The sequence below is a fragment of the Prevotella scopos JCM 17725 genome (genome assembly GCF_018127785.1).
In the GTDB taxonomy this organism is placed as follows: Bacteria; Bacteroidota; Bacteroidia; order Bacteroidales; family Bacteroidaceae; genus Prevotella; species Prevotella scopos.
On record NZ_CP072389.1, the window covers coordinates 1,199,973 to 1,218,542 of the forward strand.

The following is an 18,570-nucleotide window of genomic DNA, read 5'->3' on the forward strand; positions in this document are numbered from 1 at the left end:
ATGAAGGTTGAAGAAGAAAGAAGAATAAAACAGAATACCCTCGCAAGTATGTTAGCTAACGAGGGTATTCCGTTTAAATCGAAGAGTGTTTAGAACATAGGCTTTATATGCTTTTATTATATAGGGCTTATAGCGTTCTTCACCTTTTATATATATTGTAAAACAAGATAACAAGAAAATTATGAGACAACGAGTTGAAAAGAAGCTGAATCAACATTTGATGCTTCCAATAAAATTATTCATGGGCAGAGAGAAGTCGGGCGGAATCGTTCTGCTTCTCAGTGTAGCCTTGGCAATGGTATTGGCAAACACCAACTTAGCAACAGATTACTTTCATTTCTTTGAGCAGGAGGTAGGCTTTATCGTCAACGGAGAGCCTTATCTGAATTATAGTCTGCACCACTGGATTAACGATGGACTGATGGCGATGTTCTTCTTTGTGGTAGGCTTAGAATTGAAAAGGGAATTCATCGGTGGCGAACTGGCTGACATCAGAAACACAATTCTGCCCGTGAGTGCAGCAATAGGTGGAATGCTTGTACCTGCCTTGATATTTTTAAGTCTGAACATAGGTACCCCACAAACGATGGGATGGGGCATACCGATGGCAACAGACATCGCCTTTGCCTTAGGAGTGATCTATCTCTTAGGAGATAAAGTACCTGCCTCGGCAAAGCTTTTCTTGACAACACTTGCCATAGTAGATGACCTTGGGGCTGTTCTTGTGATTGCTTTCTTCTATACTTCCGAACTGTCTATCGTGAGTCTCCTCTTTGGTTTCGCCTTCCTTGCCGTGATGTTTGTAGGTAACAGATTGGGTATTAAGAGTCTGTTCTTTTATGCCGCACTCGGTATCGGTGGCGTATGGGTGACGTTCTTACTGTCTGGAATCCACGCAACCATCGCAGCCGTACTCGCTGCCTTTATGATTCCAGCCGATGCAAGGATTAACGAGTTTGTCTATCTCAAGCGTATGAAGAAACTGACAAGACGTTTCGAGAAAGAGGAACCTAACGAGGTGAGAACCTTGGAGGAGGGACAGGTGGATGTGTTGACACATATTCAGCATGACACAACGATTGCTATTCCACTGCTGCAACAGCTTGAACACAAACTTGCTCCTATCGTTACCTTCGTGATTATGCCTATCTTTGCGATTGCCAACGCAGGTATCAGCTTCACGAATTTAAGTCTTTCAGACATCTTCTCTACCCACGTAACACTCGGAGTGACATTGGGTCTGCTCTTAGGAAAACCGATTGGAATTATTGGAGCAACTTTCTTAATGGTGAAAATGCGTTGGGCAACCCTTCCAAGTGCCATCAACCGTCGCACACTGCTGGGTCTAGGTATGCTTGCCTCCATCGGCTTCACCATGTCGATGTTCATCTCTACTCTCGCCTTCACCGATGAGCTATTAATGACACAAGCGAAGTTGGGCATCTTCCTCGCCTCCATCTTAGGTGGAATAGGTGGATATGTACTGCTGAATAAGAAAAGTAAGTAAAAATAAGGAAACAAGCAAACAACTGGCCCCTCCCCCGTCCCCTCCCCCGTAGGGAGGGGAGTAGAATGTAACGAAAGCAACCAGCCCCACCCCCAACCCCTCCCCCATAGGGAGGGGAGTAGAATGCGTGAGAGATAGAAGCCTCACCCCCCAACCCCTCTCCGAAGGGAGAGGGGCGTGATTAGCGAGATACCCCTATTGTTTAGGAAAATCTTTTAGTCATTCTTTAGCAAATTGTTACCAGCACTCCCCCTCTCTGTAGGAGAGGGGGTTGGGGGGGTGAGGCTGGTAGGGAGTTGGGGCTTCTCTTTTGTCATAATTTTTCTCATCCCCTTTTTCAAAAGATGCTCTTTTAGCTTCGAATTAACGCCCTTTTGGCTTGCAAAAGATGCCCTTTAAGGCTCTTACTAACGCCCTTTAAGAGTCCAACTAAGCACCTTTTCTTGCACAACTTTATAACCAACTGATTTTCTGTTAGTTGCAAACTTGCTTTTTGAGCATATTTCACCGCTTTATTTAAGCTGTTTTACCCGAATTTATGTAATGATTTTTCAACTCTCACCTGTTAACTTTCAATGCACTAAATTAGAAAGAAAATGCTTTATAATTCATAATGCACAATTATAATTACCGATGTTGAAAAATCAACTGGAACTTACTAACCCTTAAAATTCAAATCATAAAGGTCAAAATTCAAACTTCAAAGTTCAAAGATCAATGTTTTTCTATCGGACAGACAGTAGAGGTCAGTTTCATCTTTTCGACATCAAATGTAGTGAGGTAAGAAGTATCTGCGAAGGCTGTTGAGAGAACGGAGAACCTCTTTATCCTATATAGGTCGTGACCGTAAAGCATATAGTTAGCAATATCTGTTGTTGTGAAATAAGGTGTCATCGGAGTATGTGAGTGCATTACCTCTTTTATCTCCTCACCATTCATTGTTATCGGTTGCTCAAGAAAGCTACGGTGATATCTGCGCCAACTGAGCACATTCATCTCCTTATCTAAATCGAAAGAGTAGTCATCACCAATAGGAATCACCCCATGCTTTGTTGTTCCATGCAGGAGATAGAGTCTATAACCGCCTTTCTCCAAAGGAATTAAGTCCCAATTCAGTCCTGATGTGTTAGCTAAGAGAATACTATCTCCCTTCTCCTTTATAACCTTACGAGGTGCAAGCCGCTTTGCTTTGAGCAGTTCAATTTCATTTGGTTTGAGTTTACGTGGGGTGGCAGAACTGACATAGAAACTCGTGTCGTTACTTAAGTGGAACGTCAGTTCAAAGACCGTCTGTTCTTTATCAAGATTAGCAAAGATATAACGCCAAGTTAAGTTTCCGTCTTCAATAGCGGTAGCAGAATTAATCTCCGCCCTATTGACATTATATTTCATAAGAGAATCAGTAGCTTGCCACGCCAGTTTCTCAAAAGTATATAACAACATTCCTTCTGCAAGGATAGAGTCATTGATAGCTTGGAAACGCTCTGGAGAAGGTGCGATCAACTTCTTTGGTGCAGTCTGTGCCTTACCATGAAGAGAAAAACATAAAAGTAGAAGTGCGAACAAGATAACCTTTATCTTGGACTCGCAAAATAATGTTTTCATAATAATATTTGTTTAGAAGCCTCACCCCCCCAACCCCCTCTCCGAAAGGAGAGGGGGAGTGCAGGTAACAATTTGCTAAAGAATGACTAAAAGATTTTCCTAAACAATAGGGATATCACGCTAATCACTCCCCTCTCCCTTCGGAGAGGGGTTGGGGGTGAGGCTTTTCCCCCTCCCCCTTCGGGGAGGGAAGGGGTGGGGCTTTTACTCCTCCATCAACTTTCTATATCTACCCTTCTTAATCTCCTCATTGCCAAGACGGCGTGCCTTATTGATTTCGTAATCAGAGAAGCCACCTTCGAAATAGACCACTTCACCATTACCCTCAAAGGCGAGGATGTGGGTACAGATACGGTCGAGGAACCAACGATCATGACTGATGACTACCGCACAACCTGCGAATGCCTCAAGACCTTCCTCCAAGGCACGGAGTGTGTTTACGTCGATATCGTTGGTAGGCTCATCGAGGAGGAGGACGTTGCCTTCCTGCTTCAATGCCATAGCCAACTGAAGACGGTTACGCTCACCACCAGAGAGTACTGAACAAAGCTTGCTCTGGTCGGTTCCTGAGAAGTTGAAACGTGAGAGATAAGCACGTGAGTTGATGTCACGTCCACCCATACGAATTGTCTCGTTGCCTTGCGAAACTACGTCATATACCGTCTTGTTAGGATCGATATCCTTATGCTGCTGGTCAACGTAAGCGAGCTTAACGGTCTCACCCACCTCAAACGTACCGCCATCTGCCTGCTCCAAGCCCATGATAAGGCGGAAGAGCGTTGTCTTACCCGCACCGTTAGGACCAATGACACCGACGATGCCGTTAGGAGGCAACATGAAGTTGAGATCGTTGAAGAGTACCTTCTCGCCAAAAGCCTTCTTTACGTGCTGCGCTTCGATAACCTTATTACCCAAACGTGGACCGTTAGGAATAAAGATTTCGAGCTTCTCCTCACGTTGTTTCTGCTCCTCGTTGAGCATCTGTTCGTAAGAGTTCAGACGCGCCTTACCCTTTGCCTGACGCGCCTTTGGCGCCATGCGCACCCATTCCAACTCACGTTCCAAGGTCTTGCGACGCTTAGAAGCCGACTTCTCTTCCTGCTCCATGCGCTTTGTCTTCTGATCGAGCCATGAAGAGTAGTTACCCTTCCATGGAATACCCTCGCCACGGTCGAGCTCGAGAATCCACTCGCTCACATCGTCGAGGAAGTAACGGTCGTGGGTAACAGCGATGACCGTACCCTCATACTGCTGCAAATGCTGCTCCAACCAGTCGATACTCTCAGCATCAAGGTGGTTGGTAGGCTCATCGAGCAACAATACGTCTGGCTTCTGAAGGAGCAGACGGCAGAGTGCAACACGGCGGCGCTCACCTCCAGAGAGGTTCGTCACCGGCAAATCGCCCTTAGGACAACGCAGTGCATCCATTGCACGCTCCAAGCGTGAATCAATATTCCAAGCATCTGTTGCATCGATAATATCCTGCAACTCCGCCTGACGCTGCATCAACTTATCCATCTTGTCAGCATCAGAGTAATACTCCTCCAAGCCGAACTTTACGTTGATATCGTCATATTCCTTCAGTGCATCATAGATATGCTGCACACCCTCCATAACATTCTCCTTCACGGTCTTAGCCTCATCGAGCGGTGGATCCTGTGGCAGATAGCCCACAGAGTAGCCCGGACTCCATACCACTTCGCCCTGTGTTGGTTCCACAAGACCAGCGATAATCTTCAACAGCGTAGATTTACCTGCGCCGTTGAGACCAATAATACCTATCTTTGCACCATAGAAGAACGAGAGGTAAATGTTCTTCAGAATCTGTTTCTGGTTCTGTGGGATAATCTTCGATACACCCACCATTGAGAAGATAATCTTCTTGTCGTCTACTGTTGCCATTAATTCTTTCGTTTGTTTTGTAGGCAAAGATAACGAAAATAATTCATATTGGCAAATCAAGACAGAAGGACAGAATGATGGGGGAAGACATAATGACAAAAGAGACAGAAGACAGAATGCGTTTATTGAAAAGACATAATGACAAAAGGACAGAAGGTAAAATGACAAAAGAAACAAGAGATGCGATGGCAAAAGACTGAAAAGTAAGGGAGTATCTCATATCTTTTTCTTTATCAAATTCCTTGCAAAGATACTCTCGAAACGAATTATTTATGTATCTTTGCCGACGGTATTCGATGCTTGAATGGTGGTGTAACTTATTGATGAACAATCATAATAACACTGGTTATCCTTTGATTTGCCGACTTTTATCAAATAACTATTCATGCGTTTTTTATCTCCTTCATTGGGATAGAATTACATTTGAAAACAAAAGTAATTATGACAAAAAAAACTTCACCATATATATGGCTCGGCTTAGCTTCTCTTTGGCTTTTAATATGCCCCATTTTCCTTATACTTGTTATACTTGGATTTGGTTCGTCAGGAGCAATCAATACCTTTTACGTACTGACAATAGGGGTAAATCTTTTTTGCTCTTATAAATTTGGTGAAGAGAAAGGGATAGCAAAAGGCATATTGTTTTTCATTTTTGCTATTTCATGTGACATATTTTTTTGTATCTTAATATTCTTAATTTTATATTCATTAAGCTGACATAACTAACGCTTCGGAGTTGTTTTCTACTTTTCTTATCCCTATTGTTCAATGATATACGAGCTGACGAAATGGTAAAGAGAAGTAATACCTTCTTTCGCATATCCAACTCTTAAGAATAACGTTAGATTCACCGACTTTATTAAATAACTATTATCTCCTTCATTGGGATAGAATTACATTTAAAAAACAAAAGTGATTATGAAAGAAACTCCTTCACCTTACAGATGGCTCGGCTATATGTTTGTTTGGATGGTGGCATGTCTATTTATTCTTAACGAAGAAATAAGATCCGATATATTTATCATCATCCTTTTATTATTAGCAATAGTGATCAATTCTTATTGTGCGTATAAGTTTGCTTTGGAGAAAGGGACATTCTTAGCCATACTGGCATTTGTTGTGGCTATGATACTTGACTTTTTCCCGTATTTTCTCTATTTCATAGTAATGGGGGTCATCTTGGAGTATTAAGGATAACTCTGTATGCTTTTTCTTTACCAATTCCCTTGCAGAAACGCTGATACTACGAATTATTTATGTATCTTCGCTGGCAGTAATCGCTGCTTGAGTGGCGTGTAACTTATTGATGAATAGTCGTAATGAGGCAAGGAATTCTTAGGCTTACTAACTATATTAAAGGATTATTTATAAGTTTTTTATTCCTTTGATAGGGATAGAAATTACATTTAAGAGTATAAGTAATTATGGAAGAAACTCCTTCACCTTACAGATGGCTTGGCTATATGAGTATTTGGATGCTGGTCTGGCTGGCTCTTGCTGAAAAGAGTATATCATCTAAATCATACTTTTTTGCCATTGATAAAAGCTGGCACTATTAATGCCGTACTTACGACAGATGAAATTAATTGACAAATGTTAAAATGATGTGAAGTAAATCTGCTATAAGACACAAGTTTTTAGTAGACAAGTTTGTAGTAGACAAGTTAACGAGTTATATGCTTTGTGACATATAACTCGCCTACTTGTCAACTCATCTACTTGTCAACTCATCTACTTGTAAACTCGCCTACTTCTTACGGGGTATCTCGCATTTCACGCCCCTCCCTTTGGGGGAGGGGACGGGGGTGGGGTCAGTTGGGCTGGTTGTTCTGCTTTCTCTTTTACAACTCCCCTTGATTTAACTTCTTATCCACCAACAAGCCCTTGGCTGTTGTGTTCTTAACGGTGAATGGTTTAAGTGCTTTCATACGGATGACGAGGAGGTCGGCATCGCCATTGAGCGTGTGGTGGTCGCCAACGTTCACGAAGGTTGGATAGAGCACCTGTGAGCCATCGTTGTGACGGCGGTCGTAAGTGAGGTTGCGCATCACCATTGATGGGTCGGTCTCAACCTTAACAAATTGCAACTCCTTCGGACTGTATGGGAAGACGAGGTTGAAGGCATTGACCGCCCGTAGGTCTTTACCCTTCACCTTGATGATGACCTCATCGCCTGCTGCGTAAGACTTACGATTAAATTCGTAATAAACCTTACCGCCGACAGTTTCTGGTTCATCGTTATTGCAACCACCCTCAAGTTGTACGGCAACATTCGAGATGTCGTAAGCATCAATGAGACCATTGCCGTTGAGGTCGCCACCTGAGATATAACCATCGAAGTCGGCATCGCCCTTCTTAAGTCCGGTATAGTTCATATAAGAGGTGAAGTCGTTCTCGTCAACCTTACCATCGAGATTGATATCGCCTGGAAGGATAGACTTTGTGCCGGGCACCTTAAAGACATAGAACTCACGACCAGAGCCAAAGTTGCCAACAGCCTCCTTCACACTCACCTTGACATAGCGTGCCACAGGCTGAGCGGTCAACGTCACCTCCTTCGTTCTACCATCACGGACCCACTGCTGTGGACCAATCTCTGTCCAGTTTTTACCATCCTTACTGACAGCGATGTCACACTTCGTTATCGTTCCGTTACCACCATTCGCACGTGGCACATACTGCAGCTTGTCGAGCGTGTTAGTACTATGGAGATCGATCGTAAAGTCGAATGGTACGGCCTTCGTATAATAATAAGTGTGCCAGATGTCGCCTGTCGTACTGAAATCTACAAGTCGTTTAATTTCAAAACCTTCCATATCACGAGCAGTTGAGGTAGCGGTAAGTCCTTTAATGGCATACTCCAACGGATTGACAGCTGTCTTCACATGCAGCGGCGTCCAAGCTCCTACGCCATCGCTATTCACCGCACGCACCTTAAAGTCGTAGTCGGTTGCTGGCTGCAAGTCCTCAAAGAGGAGCGAGTTGTGGCGGATTGTCGTAAAGGTCTGTCCGTTAAACTCAATCTCATAGTAGTCGGCATTCTGTACCGGCTTCCACTTTGGTGTACCACAATATGGCTGAACATCAGCAGCAAGCAACTCAGGAGCAGTCAGACTACCCTTCTTGCTCAAGGTTTCATTCGGTTTATTCAATCGTACAAAGCCATCCACGCGAAGTTCTATTGCCTCCTTCGTGATATCACATGATGCTAAACGCACGATGATTTGGGCATTCTTTGAAACCAACAAACGTTCCATCTCGCTGCCTGCCGTTGAGAAGCGGTTGATATTCGATACCTGAACATACTGCCATGTGTTATCGCCTTGTTCAGTCTCTGTGAGTCGGATCTTCTTTCCACCAATAACAGCTGTGAGCTTCTTTGGCTTCGCATTGGTGTTCAGATAGAAGGTTGTACTCTGGTTTTTCACCATTCCCTCGAAAGAACCTTCGGTCTTATTGATTGTCACCATCAGCACCTGCTTATCGTTAAGATCAGAAGTGATGCGGGTCGTAGCCTTCTCACCAGAGAGATATTTCTGTGTTGTACCATCGTCGTCATAGAGGGTAAACTCCGTCTTTCCGTCAGGATAAAGTTCAAACACACGACGGCTCTTGTCAACCTCTGAAGGGTTGTTATTCGGATTGACCATCGGAATGATGGCACCAGCCTTCACCAATACAGGCAACTTCCAGATAGGTGCGAAGTAATCATTGAGAATACAACCGCCCTCGTAGGTAGCACCTGTGAAGTAATCGTACCATGTCCCCTTTGGCAGATAGATACCATTGCGCACGTCGTTACCCTCCTTGTCGGCTGCCGTGTTCTGATAGATAGGTGCGACGAGGAACGAAGGACCATACATGTACTGATAGCGGGTTGCGCTACCGAGGGTATAGTCGTTCGTATCATCGAGGAACATTGCACGCATCAATGGCTTACCAGTCACCGCCTCGTATGAACAAGAGTAGGTGTATGGCAGAAGCATTGACTTCAACTTTAGGTAAGAGCGGTTGATACTTGTAGCTGGTTCGCCCAAGGCCTGCGGATACTTAGGGTTGCTACCCCATCCATCCATATTCAACTGCATGGGTGTAAAGGTCTTCCACTGGAAGTCGCGGACGTTCACTGGTACGTTCTTACCACCGAAGATACCATCCATATCACTGGTAATATTTCCCATTCCCGAGAGTCCTGAACCAATGTAGGTTGGGATATGGAAACGGATATATTCCCACTCGCCACCTGTCTGGTCGCCCGACCATACACCACCATAACGCTGCGTACCAGCCCAGCCATCGAGGGTGATGATGAACGGACGTGCATCGCTACCATAGTAAGGCATGATGCTAGCCACATCAGCAATACCATTGAGTCCGAAAGAATAACCTGCTCCAACCCACGCCACGTCAGTCTTCAACACACGCACACCTGCATCACGCACCTCCTTGACGATGTCGCGTTGCAAGAGTGCTGGGATACTATCAACTGGATGGAGGTTTGATTGTGTCCACAGACCTATCTCTACACCATTCTTACGTGCATAATCGCCAAGGCTCTTGAGGTTGGCAATATTCCCATCGAGGGTTGTCGTCTGACCATAGCCTGCTCCGTAACCATCGTTCGGGAGAATCCAACCCAATGGCATATCGTTGTGCTTATATCGATCGATAACGGCACGAGCAGAGAACTGATAATTATCTTTTTCGCCATTCAGGCTTTCTTTTGTACCGCCATTGTCTTTCTGACTTTCTACATATCGCTTGCCATCCTCAAAGAGGATTCCCTTGCCTTCTTCCTTCGTTTCCTTCCAATAGTCACGATTGTAGGCATTGAGATGACCCTCATAGAAAGCAAACTTTGGTAACAAGACAGGGTTACCAGTCAGCTGATAATAATCCTGAAGCAAAGAAATGGGAGTACTATCAACCATCATGAAGAGGTCGAGATAAGGCATATCATGACTGATTGTCACGGTGTTCTTGTCCGTACTACCAAAGTCGTAAGCACCAGGAGCAAAGGTATATGGCATCGCAGCATAACCACCTGTTGACCAATAGAAAGGAGCTGGAGATGCAACACCGCCATCGGTCCAGCTATTGGTATTGACAATCTCAATGCGCTTGCCACGATGAGAGAAGCGACCGTTCTGTACACCGCCACCATAATAATACTCTCCCACTGCATTAGCGAGGGTTATGGTGGTGCGATTCTTTTGGAAGTCAATCTCTTTCACTTCTTTAATAACCTCCTTACCATTGCGGAGGTCGGTGACAGTCATCAGACCCGTACTGCGATCAAAGCGCACACGCACCTCTGCCGTTGACACAGCCACGTCAGCATCCGTTTCGTTGACACTCAAGCGTCCTGCGTCCTTGCGTGGGTTATCAAGTAGGATTCGTGCTGGTGGGTTGCTCGCAGGGTCACGAACGATGCCACCCTTTGGGTCGCGGAAAAGGCGGAAGACATGCTGACCATAGAAATCTACCGTCATCACACCGCCATCATTGTAGGTAATCTCTACTGTTGTTGGATTGATTTGTCGAATACCACTCACAGCCTTTCCATCAGCAAATGCGGTTTCTCCCACAGCTAATAACAAGGCAGCAAGTAAAATCTTTGCTTTATTCTTTCTCATTTTATAGATCTCCTTAACAGGTTCCAAACAGGTCTCTGTCTGCCGTTCCCAAGCTTAGGCTCCTTGGGATTCGAACGTCTTTTGGTTTTTAGCTTATTATTCTTTTATAACTTGGTGGCAAAGATACACTATATTTTACAAACGGCAATGCTTTAAGCAAATATTTTTTAATATCAAACTTGCAACATGAGACTTGGGAGTTTAGGGTTTAAGCATTTACGTTTTTCCTTCTTTACTTTTCCGTGGTGATAATCATCATTCTGAATTATATGTTTTGTCACACGGGGACACAGAGGTTTAGGGCAATGGTGTTAACCCTTCGCACATGTGGTGCATACCATCCGCACCAAACGTGCTAAGCATCCGCACCACATGTGCTAAGCACCCGCACCAAACCGGTGGAATATCAACACACAACCCATACGATTCGTTGTAGAGCCTTTTTTAAGCAAGTGTTAACGGCTTCACCTTCATGGGCACTCACAAAGCAATTTGGCTAAAACAACCATAAAATAAAGGGGTGGGAAACTTTAGTTAGGGTCTGCTAACTAAGTTTAGAAATGGAAAAACACAGATGCCCAAATGTTTCTTGGGCGTAGTTCATATTCCTGACGTATCTGCATCAGATCGGTATAACTAGTGTAGGCATAGGTTTTTTGATTGAATAAGTTACGCACGTTAAGGCTCAGTTCCACACCATGTGCAAAGGTATAGGAGGTGGAGAAATCGGCAAGCAAGAGTTGTTTATGCGTGTTGTCGGACAACTGATTGCTGTAATGCTCGCCTGATAGTTTCAGCAGCCAAGCCTTTGTGATGTTTAGATTGCAAGAAAAACGCTGTGAAAGATGGTTGGACGAGGAATGTATATCAATATCTTTAAGCGTCATAGATTCGTTGCTGTATGTTATCTCATAGTTCATGCCAAGCCATTTAAGAGGATGAAGATTGACTTTGGTTGTAACACTCCATAAGTTTGATTGATAATGAGAGAGATTGTTGTTCTGGACTAATGCACCATTGAAACTCATATAATCCGTAGAAGCACTTATCATTCCTCGAAGAAGGTTGAGTCCCTTGCTCACTCTTGCACCTGTCATCCAAGTATTTGAGTGGGTTTTCCGAGCAAAAAACGAGTTCAGAATATAGGCATCTATAAATCGACGAGAGGCGGTCAGTGTGCTTTCGTTCCACGAACGAGTGATATAAGCATTGGCAAAAAGCGTATTCAAGGGGCGTTTGTAATCAAAAGACAAAGACAGAGATTTACCGTGCTCGCTGTCATAATTCACAAAACCTGTGTTCAGATTTCGAAAATCACTAAGTATCAGCCCATTGTAAAAGTTCTGTTCTCTAATCTCATTTTGAGATATACTTCCCGAAAGCGACATCTTGAACTTGGAAGAGAATTGGTATTGCAGATAAACACTGGGCGAAACGATTACCTTATGGTAGTTGTTGGAAGCCTGAACAAGTTTGTCTTTAAAGAAATAGGGAGTATAATTTACGGGCAATGCCAATCTAACTTGCCATCCGCCACTTTTAAATTCGGCTTCAGGAGAAACGTAGGCACAAAGGTAGGTCATACCGACATGATTGTGTACCAAACCTAATGAGTCGGGGATGCCATCTGCTATACTTCTCATACTTCGGCTCAGAATAACCAGCCCTAAATTCATTGATACCATAAAGGGTTTTAGATAATAGCCCAACGAGGTGCTACTATTGCTAAAGAAAGCCTGAGAGCGCACATTCTGTTGTTGCGTTCCATTAGGTCGCTGCACCAATAATGTGTGTGGATTAGACATATAAGCATTGTAGGAATTGAATGTGAACGCTTGTTTACCTGTACGTCTGAGCAGTTCAAACTTGTCGTGAACCTTATACGATGGCTGTCGAGCTGTCTGACGATTGGGATAAGTTCCTTCCATATCTATGTTGGTGTCGTTCCATTGTAAATCGGTTGAGAGGGTGTTGGTAAAATACAATCTGCTCGTATTCGTGTTCAGTGCAATGCTTGCTGAGAGTTTGTTCTGTCGGGTTTTTGCCTTTTGGTTTTCGTTGGTCAAAATTGTGCTGTCATTGAGGAAATAAGAGGTTTGCGAGCATGAAGCCGATACTAATCGGTCGTGCGAGTAAAGTAACTGTGTGGATAGGTCGGTGTTTTTTCCAACGCCCCAAAGATTGTTCATCGAAATGGTGTGGGTCTGGTTCTTGCGTACTCTATTCTCACTGATATCCATCAATCGGTCGGGGATTACATTTATATGGTTCTTCAAAGTATAGTTGCGACTCAGAAAACTACTGCCTATATCATCTATCAACACCATGTTGTCCCTTGTAACATCTGTTCCGATGTTATTGCTCTTCAATGTATTGAGTAGTTGTGTTTTCTTGGCAAAGCGCATCAGTGTTGCCTCGCTCTCCCACACATTAGGACTGAAACCGCCACCCGTCTTGATTGTTCCAACAAGCCTGCTCTTTGCTGCCTCTTTCAGTCGGATATTGATGGCTGGACTCTCTGAAAACGACATATCTTCAAGGGCTTTGATGGGCTGATGGTTTTGTAGCACTTCCACTGATGCAACGTCTGCCTGATGAATATTGGTAGTAGCCAAATTGTAGCGACCACCCAACATATCGCGTCCCTCGATATAGAATTTATTTAGAGGCTTGCCATTGTGTTTTATCTCTCCACTTTCCGACACCTCTATACCTGGCATTTTCTTCAATACGTCTGCCAACGACTTGTCGTTTATATCGGCAAAACTTGCCACGTTGTAGGCGAGTGTGTCGCCACGTTGGTGAATGCTTGGAGCTTTCACTATGACTTCTCTCAGTTCGGTAGACTTTTCTGTCATCATCATGTCGTATTGTGTCTGCCCTTCCGAAAGTGAGAGTGTTTCTGTGGCGTAGCCCATCAAGGAGAATTGCAGTTCGTTGCCTGCAAGTGGTGTAGTAGTCTGCAACTTGTAACTGCCATCAGCCTGAGTTCGTGTGAACTTCAGGATACGTTTACTACCTTCTTGTTTCAGATTGACCATCACACCTGACAGAGGCTGTCCTGTCCGTTGTAGGCGTACAACTCCGGTCAGCGTTATTTGTGCATGGAGTTGCAATGCCAATATACACAATAAGGTCAATGTAATGTATCGCTGATGTGTTCTCATAATTCTATGTTGTGTTTTATATTCTTAACGGCTCTATTCTGTTTCCAAGGGCTGAAAACCTAATTGCTTCCGCGAAGAATTTGGATCAATATCAATTCCTGTTTCCATTTTGATTATTCCGCTCATATTTTCGAGATACTGTCTTTGCATCTTGAGAAAATCTTTCCGTTTTACTTTTTCAAATTTATTGGTACCAACATAAGTCTTACTCATGACAATTGGCATATCACTAACCTTTCGTATTCCCACAATCGTGAAATGATGATAAGCATTGGTATCGTATGCCTCCATAATTAGTCCTGGCAAGCCATGTAATTTCCATGGACCATCGCTGACAGGCACGTCAGGAGCAAACCATGCTGTCCAGTGGTGTCCTCTATAATCGCATGTTGCCATCTGAACTGTGTAATTCAAAATTGTTTTTGTGGAGTCTACCATCGTCCAGTTGATATTATTCAGAGAATCAACATAAATATAATCCTGTAGCGATAGTCCATCTGTAACGGTCATTTTGCCTTCGGGATAATTCTTGTAGACGTATGCCTTCATACGTCTATGAGGTGGGTCTATATTACTTGCAAATGCTTTATTTAATTGCTTTCTATAGATTTCATACCAATTAGGCTTAGACATTAAACTATCTATCTGAAGGCTATAGAAGCTACAGCACTTTGAAACTTTCGAGCCAATCAACAATACTAATCTGTCGTCTTTTGTTGTCCCTTTTACTGTATCATTCTGATAGCTATATTTGTATTGGCATTCGAATTCCGTTCTGTTTTGCAGTTCTTGCGCAAAAGTAGAATTTCCAACGTACAATAATAGTATTAATATTAGGATTTTTTTCATCGCATAAACTATTTTCAAAATATTAGAGGCTGGACACATAATTCTGTGCTGATATTTTGCAGCACATACATACAGATAACAACGTTAATATCACTCTCATAGGCTTGTTTTTATTTACCAATAGTCTCTTTCTATAAAATCATAATTGAGTTGCTTGGAAGTATTGCCACTATCAAAGTCTATTCCTGTCATTGCAGTATTGATACTATTCTCGTTTCTACGAAAGTTCATCAACATTTTATTCATCTTCTTGCGTTCAACTTTTTCGAGGTTTCTAAACAACTGCTTGTCCATAGTGAAAGTTATAGACTCGGTGGTTTTCTGAAGTCCATTGATTGTAAAAACGTATTGTCTTCCGCGGTCGTACACCTCCATTATCAATCCTGGCAGTCCACCAAACTTCCATGGTCCGTTGCTAACAGGAACTTCAGATGCAAACCATGCAGTCCAATGTCTACCTCTGAATTCACATTCTGCTTTTTGGCATTCGTAGCCGAGTATCGTTTTCGTACTATCTTTCATCTCCCATAATTGATTATAGCCTGTTTCTTCATACTGATAAAAGTTATCCACGATTCTATCAATAAGTGTCAAAGTTTCGTTTTGTGGATACCCCTTATAAAGATAATATTTTATAGTGCCATGAACATGAGCCGTAATAAGATTATCATTTCCGGTTGCTTGATAAATTTTGATTGCTTCTGATAGTTCTCCACGAGATTTCCGATTACCATCAGGAGTCATGAGCAAAGAGTCATTTGAATAGGTCTTGGGGCTATAAAATTTAGAAACTCTTTCACCTATCAGTAGTATGGGATAATCGTCTAGTACATTTCGACTCACAGTATCTTGCAACTCTGTATAATGATATGAACATTTTATATACGCCTGATCTATCACTTTCTGCGCATAACTAAAAGTTGCAAAACACAGAAAAATACAAAGTTCTATTTTTTTTATTTTGCTATTCATACTATATTACAATACTCTGTTAATAATTACGTAATCGTTTGAAAATGAGCAAGTTAATCAACAAAACATAACTAAATAAAGTTGGCTAAGTACTTGATTTTCAGTACCTTTATAGTTGATTCAAGACTTTAAAAGTATGATATTTTCAGAGCCACTTAGCCAATATGAGGAGATCCTCAAGGATGCAATCCGTACATCAATGAAAGAATCTGGTGCAAAGTTAGCAAAAACTCCTCATATCGGACGGTTTTGGTCGGGATGTGCAGGGGCTGTGAAGCACGGACTTGAAATCATGGGCATCGGCTTACTGGATGTTGCCATTTTATCGAATATCTTTTATCTCTTTGTATTCTTGATTACCTGTAATTTTCTTAATTGTAGAATGCTTACCTTTCTCGAAAGTCCATTTTACGGAGAGTCCTATATATGGAAATGCGGTGGTATTATCATAGGTAGTCTTAAATAAATCAGTCTGTCTGGAGTATCTGCGCCCTTTTCCTGCAAGTCCAAACGACAACCCTAATTCTAATTTATCTTTGAAAAGTTCTTTATAGATATTTCCCGTAACATTATAGACGGTATAATAAACACGGTCTAAGTTCCTAAATGTTGGTTCTAACATTATGTTCAACATACCGCCCCATCCTGATGGGAGGTTGAAACTATTATAAAGGGTATAATATTGTCGGAGTCTATTTTTGTCATATTTTATACCATCTAAAGTTATATCCTCTACATGCAATTCTAATTTACCCGTGGCTTTCATCATCCAACATTTCAAAGGGTGTAGATTTAGCTCCACGCTCATCCCATACGCATTTATCCCATCAAGATTAACAGGGCGAGTGTAAAGGTAATTTTTATTCTCCGAACTATTTTCGGTTTGCCAATAGATATTATTATTAGAGTGCATATAGACACCTGTTACTCCAAGTAAATTCTTAAAGAAAGAGAAAGAAGCCATCAACATATCATTCGTTGGAGCTTTCAAAGATGGGTTTCCCACTGAATAATTCGAGGCATTCGACCATCTAATCGTTGATGATATTGCTGAATATGGAATGTTCTCCAATATATGCTTAAAAGCAAGACGAAAGATACTGCTTCCGTTTTTATTTAATGGAGCCATTAAACTAATCGAGGGACTTAATCCTCTTTGTATGTTCTTGGAAATTGCAGAGGATTCGTTATCGCTATATGAAATATGATTTATTTGCCAATTTATACCAAAAGCATATTTTAATTTCTTGAATGCTCCTGCCAACTGGATATAGACGTAAGGGGTAAAGCCCTTGACCTCCGTTCTACTGTTGCTTATGAAAAATTCGTTAGCAAGGTTGTTTACTATTATTGGTGTAAAATGCTGATTCACATACTGAACAGCGCCCCCATAAGTCAGTAGATTTCTACCTATGGGTTGAGTGAAATCTAATGAAGTTTTCCAAAGATTATTATTTTGCTTGTCAGCTGCTCCCACGCTTTCTGAGCTATTCCCCAGATAATTTGTAGCTGTATTTGCGTGCCTGTTATAGTAATCAATCGTCAAATCTACCAAAATTTTACTCTTACCGAGAGGAGTTAAATACTTTGTTGTTACTTCTTGTTCAACTACTCGTTTGTAAGTTCTTATATTTATGTTATTATCGTCATCATAAGTATTTAAGTGTGAATGGTTGTGGTTGGCTGAGATATAGTAACTAAAACTCAAAGACGATTGTTTGTTAAGTTGTTGAGTAAGGCTCAGTCGATTAGAGAAACTATAGCCTCTATTATAGTCTCTTTCACAACTCTGCTTCTCAATGCCCGACAATTTATTATAAAGAAATTGTTTACCAGTCTCTTTATACTGATACCAAGGCAGAGATAAATTATCATAAATATGCAGATCCTTGTATCTATAGTATATCGTTCCTCCTAAACTTTCTTCTTCTATACCGTTCCCCTTGTGTGCGGTTCCCTCCGCAGACAAACTACCGTAATAGTTCCTATCGGCTATTTTCCTTAATGAGATATTGATAACTCCTCCACCAGTAGAGGCATTGGTGTTACTTCCTGCAAGGTAATCAACCTTCACAGAGCCTATCATATTGGCTGGAAACTTATTAAGTTCTTCTTGCGAGGTTATTTTAAATCCATTTACATATATTTCGCTAACAGGAAGTCCATTAATGTTGATAACTCCGTTTTTTTTAGTTATTCCTGGGAGGAATATCAAAGCATCAGCTGTTTTCTTTCCTTTCAAGATAGGAGAGTCAGTTAAGTTTACAGAGTACCCTATCGTGTTTTGTACAAACCTTGAAGCCGATATAGTAATGCCATCCAAATTAACCGCTTTTGGAGATAGCATAATCTTCATGGGGGTATTATCTACCTGCTTGGTTTGGAAAGCATCTTCATACGACATGTGAGATACTCTCACAATCACGATTTTGTTTTCGTCAGGAACCTTAACCTTGAATTGTCCATCTGCCAGCGTTATACAACCGCCTACCAGCGTAGAATCAGTAGAAGCTAAGATGGCTACCGATGCAGACTCTACAGGCTTTCCTTGATTATCTAAAACATATCCCTCTACTTCCTGTGCATACATAACACCATTGAAGGATAGCATTATTACTAAAAACAAAAATACAACTTTTCTCATCGATATCAGGTATTTGCAATTTTGAAATTCATAATGTATCCTTAGACATTAAACTACCCTTTAAATGGCTTTCATAACAATACCAGCATCTTAGATTACAATCCAAGGTTGGGTTTATGGTTATTCTTACATAATCGTCTGACTGCAATTTGGAATTAATCTCATCTACCCAACTTTTCATTTCATCATGCGCAGATAACACTATAAAACCACACTTAATAAGTAGCTCGTAAAGGCTTGGATGAATTTCCTTTAAAGCTTCTATATTATGACATCTTTCTATGATTA

The 18,570-nt window shown here is 42.0% G+C and carries 9 protein-coding genes and 1 pseudogene; 3 read left to right on the top strand and 7 right to left on the bottom strand.

The features are described 5' to 3' along the window. The first annotated feature begins 181 nt into the window (after positions 1–181). Positions 182–1,507, top strand: a complete 1,326-nt coding sequence (gene nhaA / locus J4856_RS04660) for a Na+/H+ antiporter NhaA (RefSeq protein WP_065367937.1) — start codon at positions 182–184, stop codon at positions 1,505–1,507. A 714-nt stretch (positions 1,508–2,221) separates the two neighbouring features. On the opposite strand, the gene J4856_RS04665 is transcribed toward nhaA, so the two are convergent. Then, positions 2,222–3,112 (bottom strand): hypothetical protein, encoded by an 891-nt coding sequence (locus tag J4856_RS04665; RefSeq protein ID WP_234967187.1) that lies wholly within the window; start codon positions 3,110–3,112, stop codon positions 2,222–2,224. Between the two features lie 204 nt (positions 3,113–3,316). Beyond that, positions 3,317–5,014, bottom strand: coding sequence for an energy-dependent translational throttle protein EttA (ettA, locus tag J4856_RS04670; protein WP_065367938.1), 1,698 nt, complete (start codon positions 5,012–5,014; stop codon positions 3,317–3,319). A gap of 1,424 nt (positions 5,015–6,438) precedes the next feature. On the opposite strand from ettA, the gene J4856_RS13335 reads away from it, so the two are divergent. Then, a complete protein-coding gene (locus tag J4856_RS13335; protein WP_262502726.1) occupies positions 6,439–6,573 on the top strand; it encodes a hypothetical protein in 135 nt (44 codons plus the stop codon). Positions 6,574–6,855: 282 nt separating this feature from the next. Here the strand turns inward: J4856_RS13335 and J4856_RS04675 are convergent, their stop codons facing one another. From J4856_RS04675 to J4856_RS04690, 4 genes are all read right to left on the bottom strand, one after another. Then, on the bottom strand, positions 6,856–10,650 hold the full coding sequence (locus J4856_RS04675; RefSeq protein ID WP_065368075.1) for a TIM-barrel domain-containing protein: 3,795 nt from the start codon (positions 10,648–10,650) through the stop codon (positions 6,856–6,858). 554 nt (positions 10,651–11,204) lie between these two features. After that, positions 11,205–13,817 (bottom strand): TonB-dependent receptor, encoded by a 2,613-nt coding sequence (locus tag J4856_RS04680; protein ID WP_072904653.1) that lies wholly within the window; start codon positions 13,815–13,817, stop codon positions 11,205–11,207. 33 nt (positions 13,818–13,850) lie between these two features. Beyond that, positions 13,851–14,666, bottom strand: a complete 816-nt coding sequence (locus tag J4856_RS04685) for a GLPGLI family protein (RefSeq protein WP_159102083.1) — start codon at positions 14,664–14,666, stop codon at positions 13,851–13,853. Between the two features lie 114 nt (positions 14,667–14,780). Beyond that, positions 14,781–15,638 (bottom strand): GLPGLI family protein, encoded by an 858-nt coding sequence (locus J4856_RS04690; RefSeq protein WP_025837017.1) that lies wholly within the window; start codon positions 15,636–15,638, stop codon positions 14,781–14,783. A 136-nt stretch (positions 15,639–15,774) separates the two neighbouring features. On the opposite strand from J4856_RS04690, the pseudogene J4856_RS13155 reads away from it, so the two are divergent. Beyond that, positions 15,775–15,954 (top strand): annotated as a pseudogene (locus tag J4856_RS13155) (transposase); the annotation flags it as partial. A 6-nt stretch (positions 15,955–15,960) separates the two neighbouring features. On the opposite strand, the gene J4856_RS04695 reads toward J4856_RS13155, so the two are convergent. Then, a complete protein-coding gene (locus tag J4856_RS04695; RefSeq protein WP_044080973.1) occupies positions 15,961–18,282 on the bottom strand; it encodes an outer membrane beta-barrel protein in 2,322 nt (773 codons plus the stop codon). Positions 18,283–18,570 lie beyond the last annotated feature (288 nt).

Coding starts and splice junctions, on each gene's coding strand:
- nhaA (WP_065367937.1), top strand. CDS start 182: ATGAGACAACGAGTTGAAAAGAAGCTGAATCAACATTTGATGCTTCCA.
- J4856_RS04665 (WP_234967187.1), bottom strand. CDS start 3,112: ATGAAAACATTATTTTGCGAGTCCAAGATAAAGGTTATCTTGTTCGCA.
- ettA (WP_065367938.1), bottom strand. CDS start 5,014: ATGGCAACAGTAGACGACAAGAAGATTATCTTCTCAATGGTGGGTGTA.
- J4856_RS13335 (WP_262502726.1), top strand. CDS start 6,439: ATGGAAGAAACTCCTTCACCTTACAGATGGCTTGGCTATATGAGTATT.
- J4856_RS04675 (WP_065368075.1), bottom strand. CDS start 10,650: ATGAGAAAGAATAAAGCAAAGATTTTACTTGCTGCCTTGTTATTAGCT.
- J4856_RS04680 (WP_072904653.1), bottom strand. CDS start 13,817: ATGAGAACACATCAGCGATACATTACATTGACCTTATTGTGTATATTG.
- J4856_RS04685 (WP_159102083.1), bottom strand. CDS start 14,666: ATGAAAAAAATCCTAATATTAATACTATTATTGTACGTTGGAAATTCT.
- J4856_RS04690 (WP_025837017.1), bottom strand. CDS start 15,638: ATGAATAGCAAAATAAAAAAAATAGAACTTTGTATTTTTCTGTGTTTT.
- J4856_RS04695 (WP_044080973.1), bottom strand. CDS start 18,282: ATGAGAAAAGTTGTATTTTTGTTTTTAGTAATAATGCTATCCTTCAAT.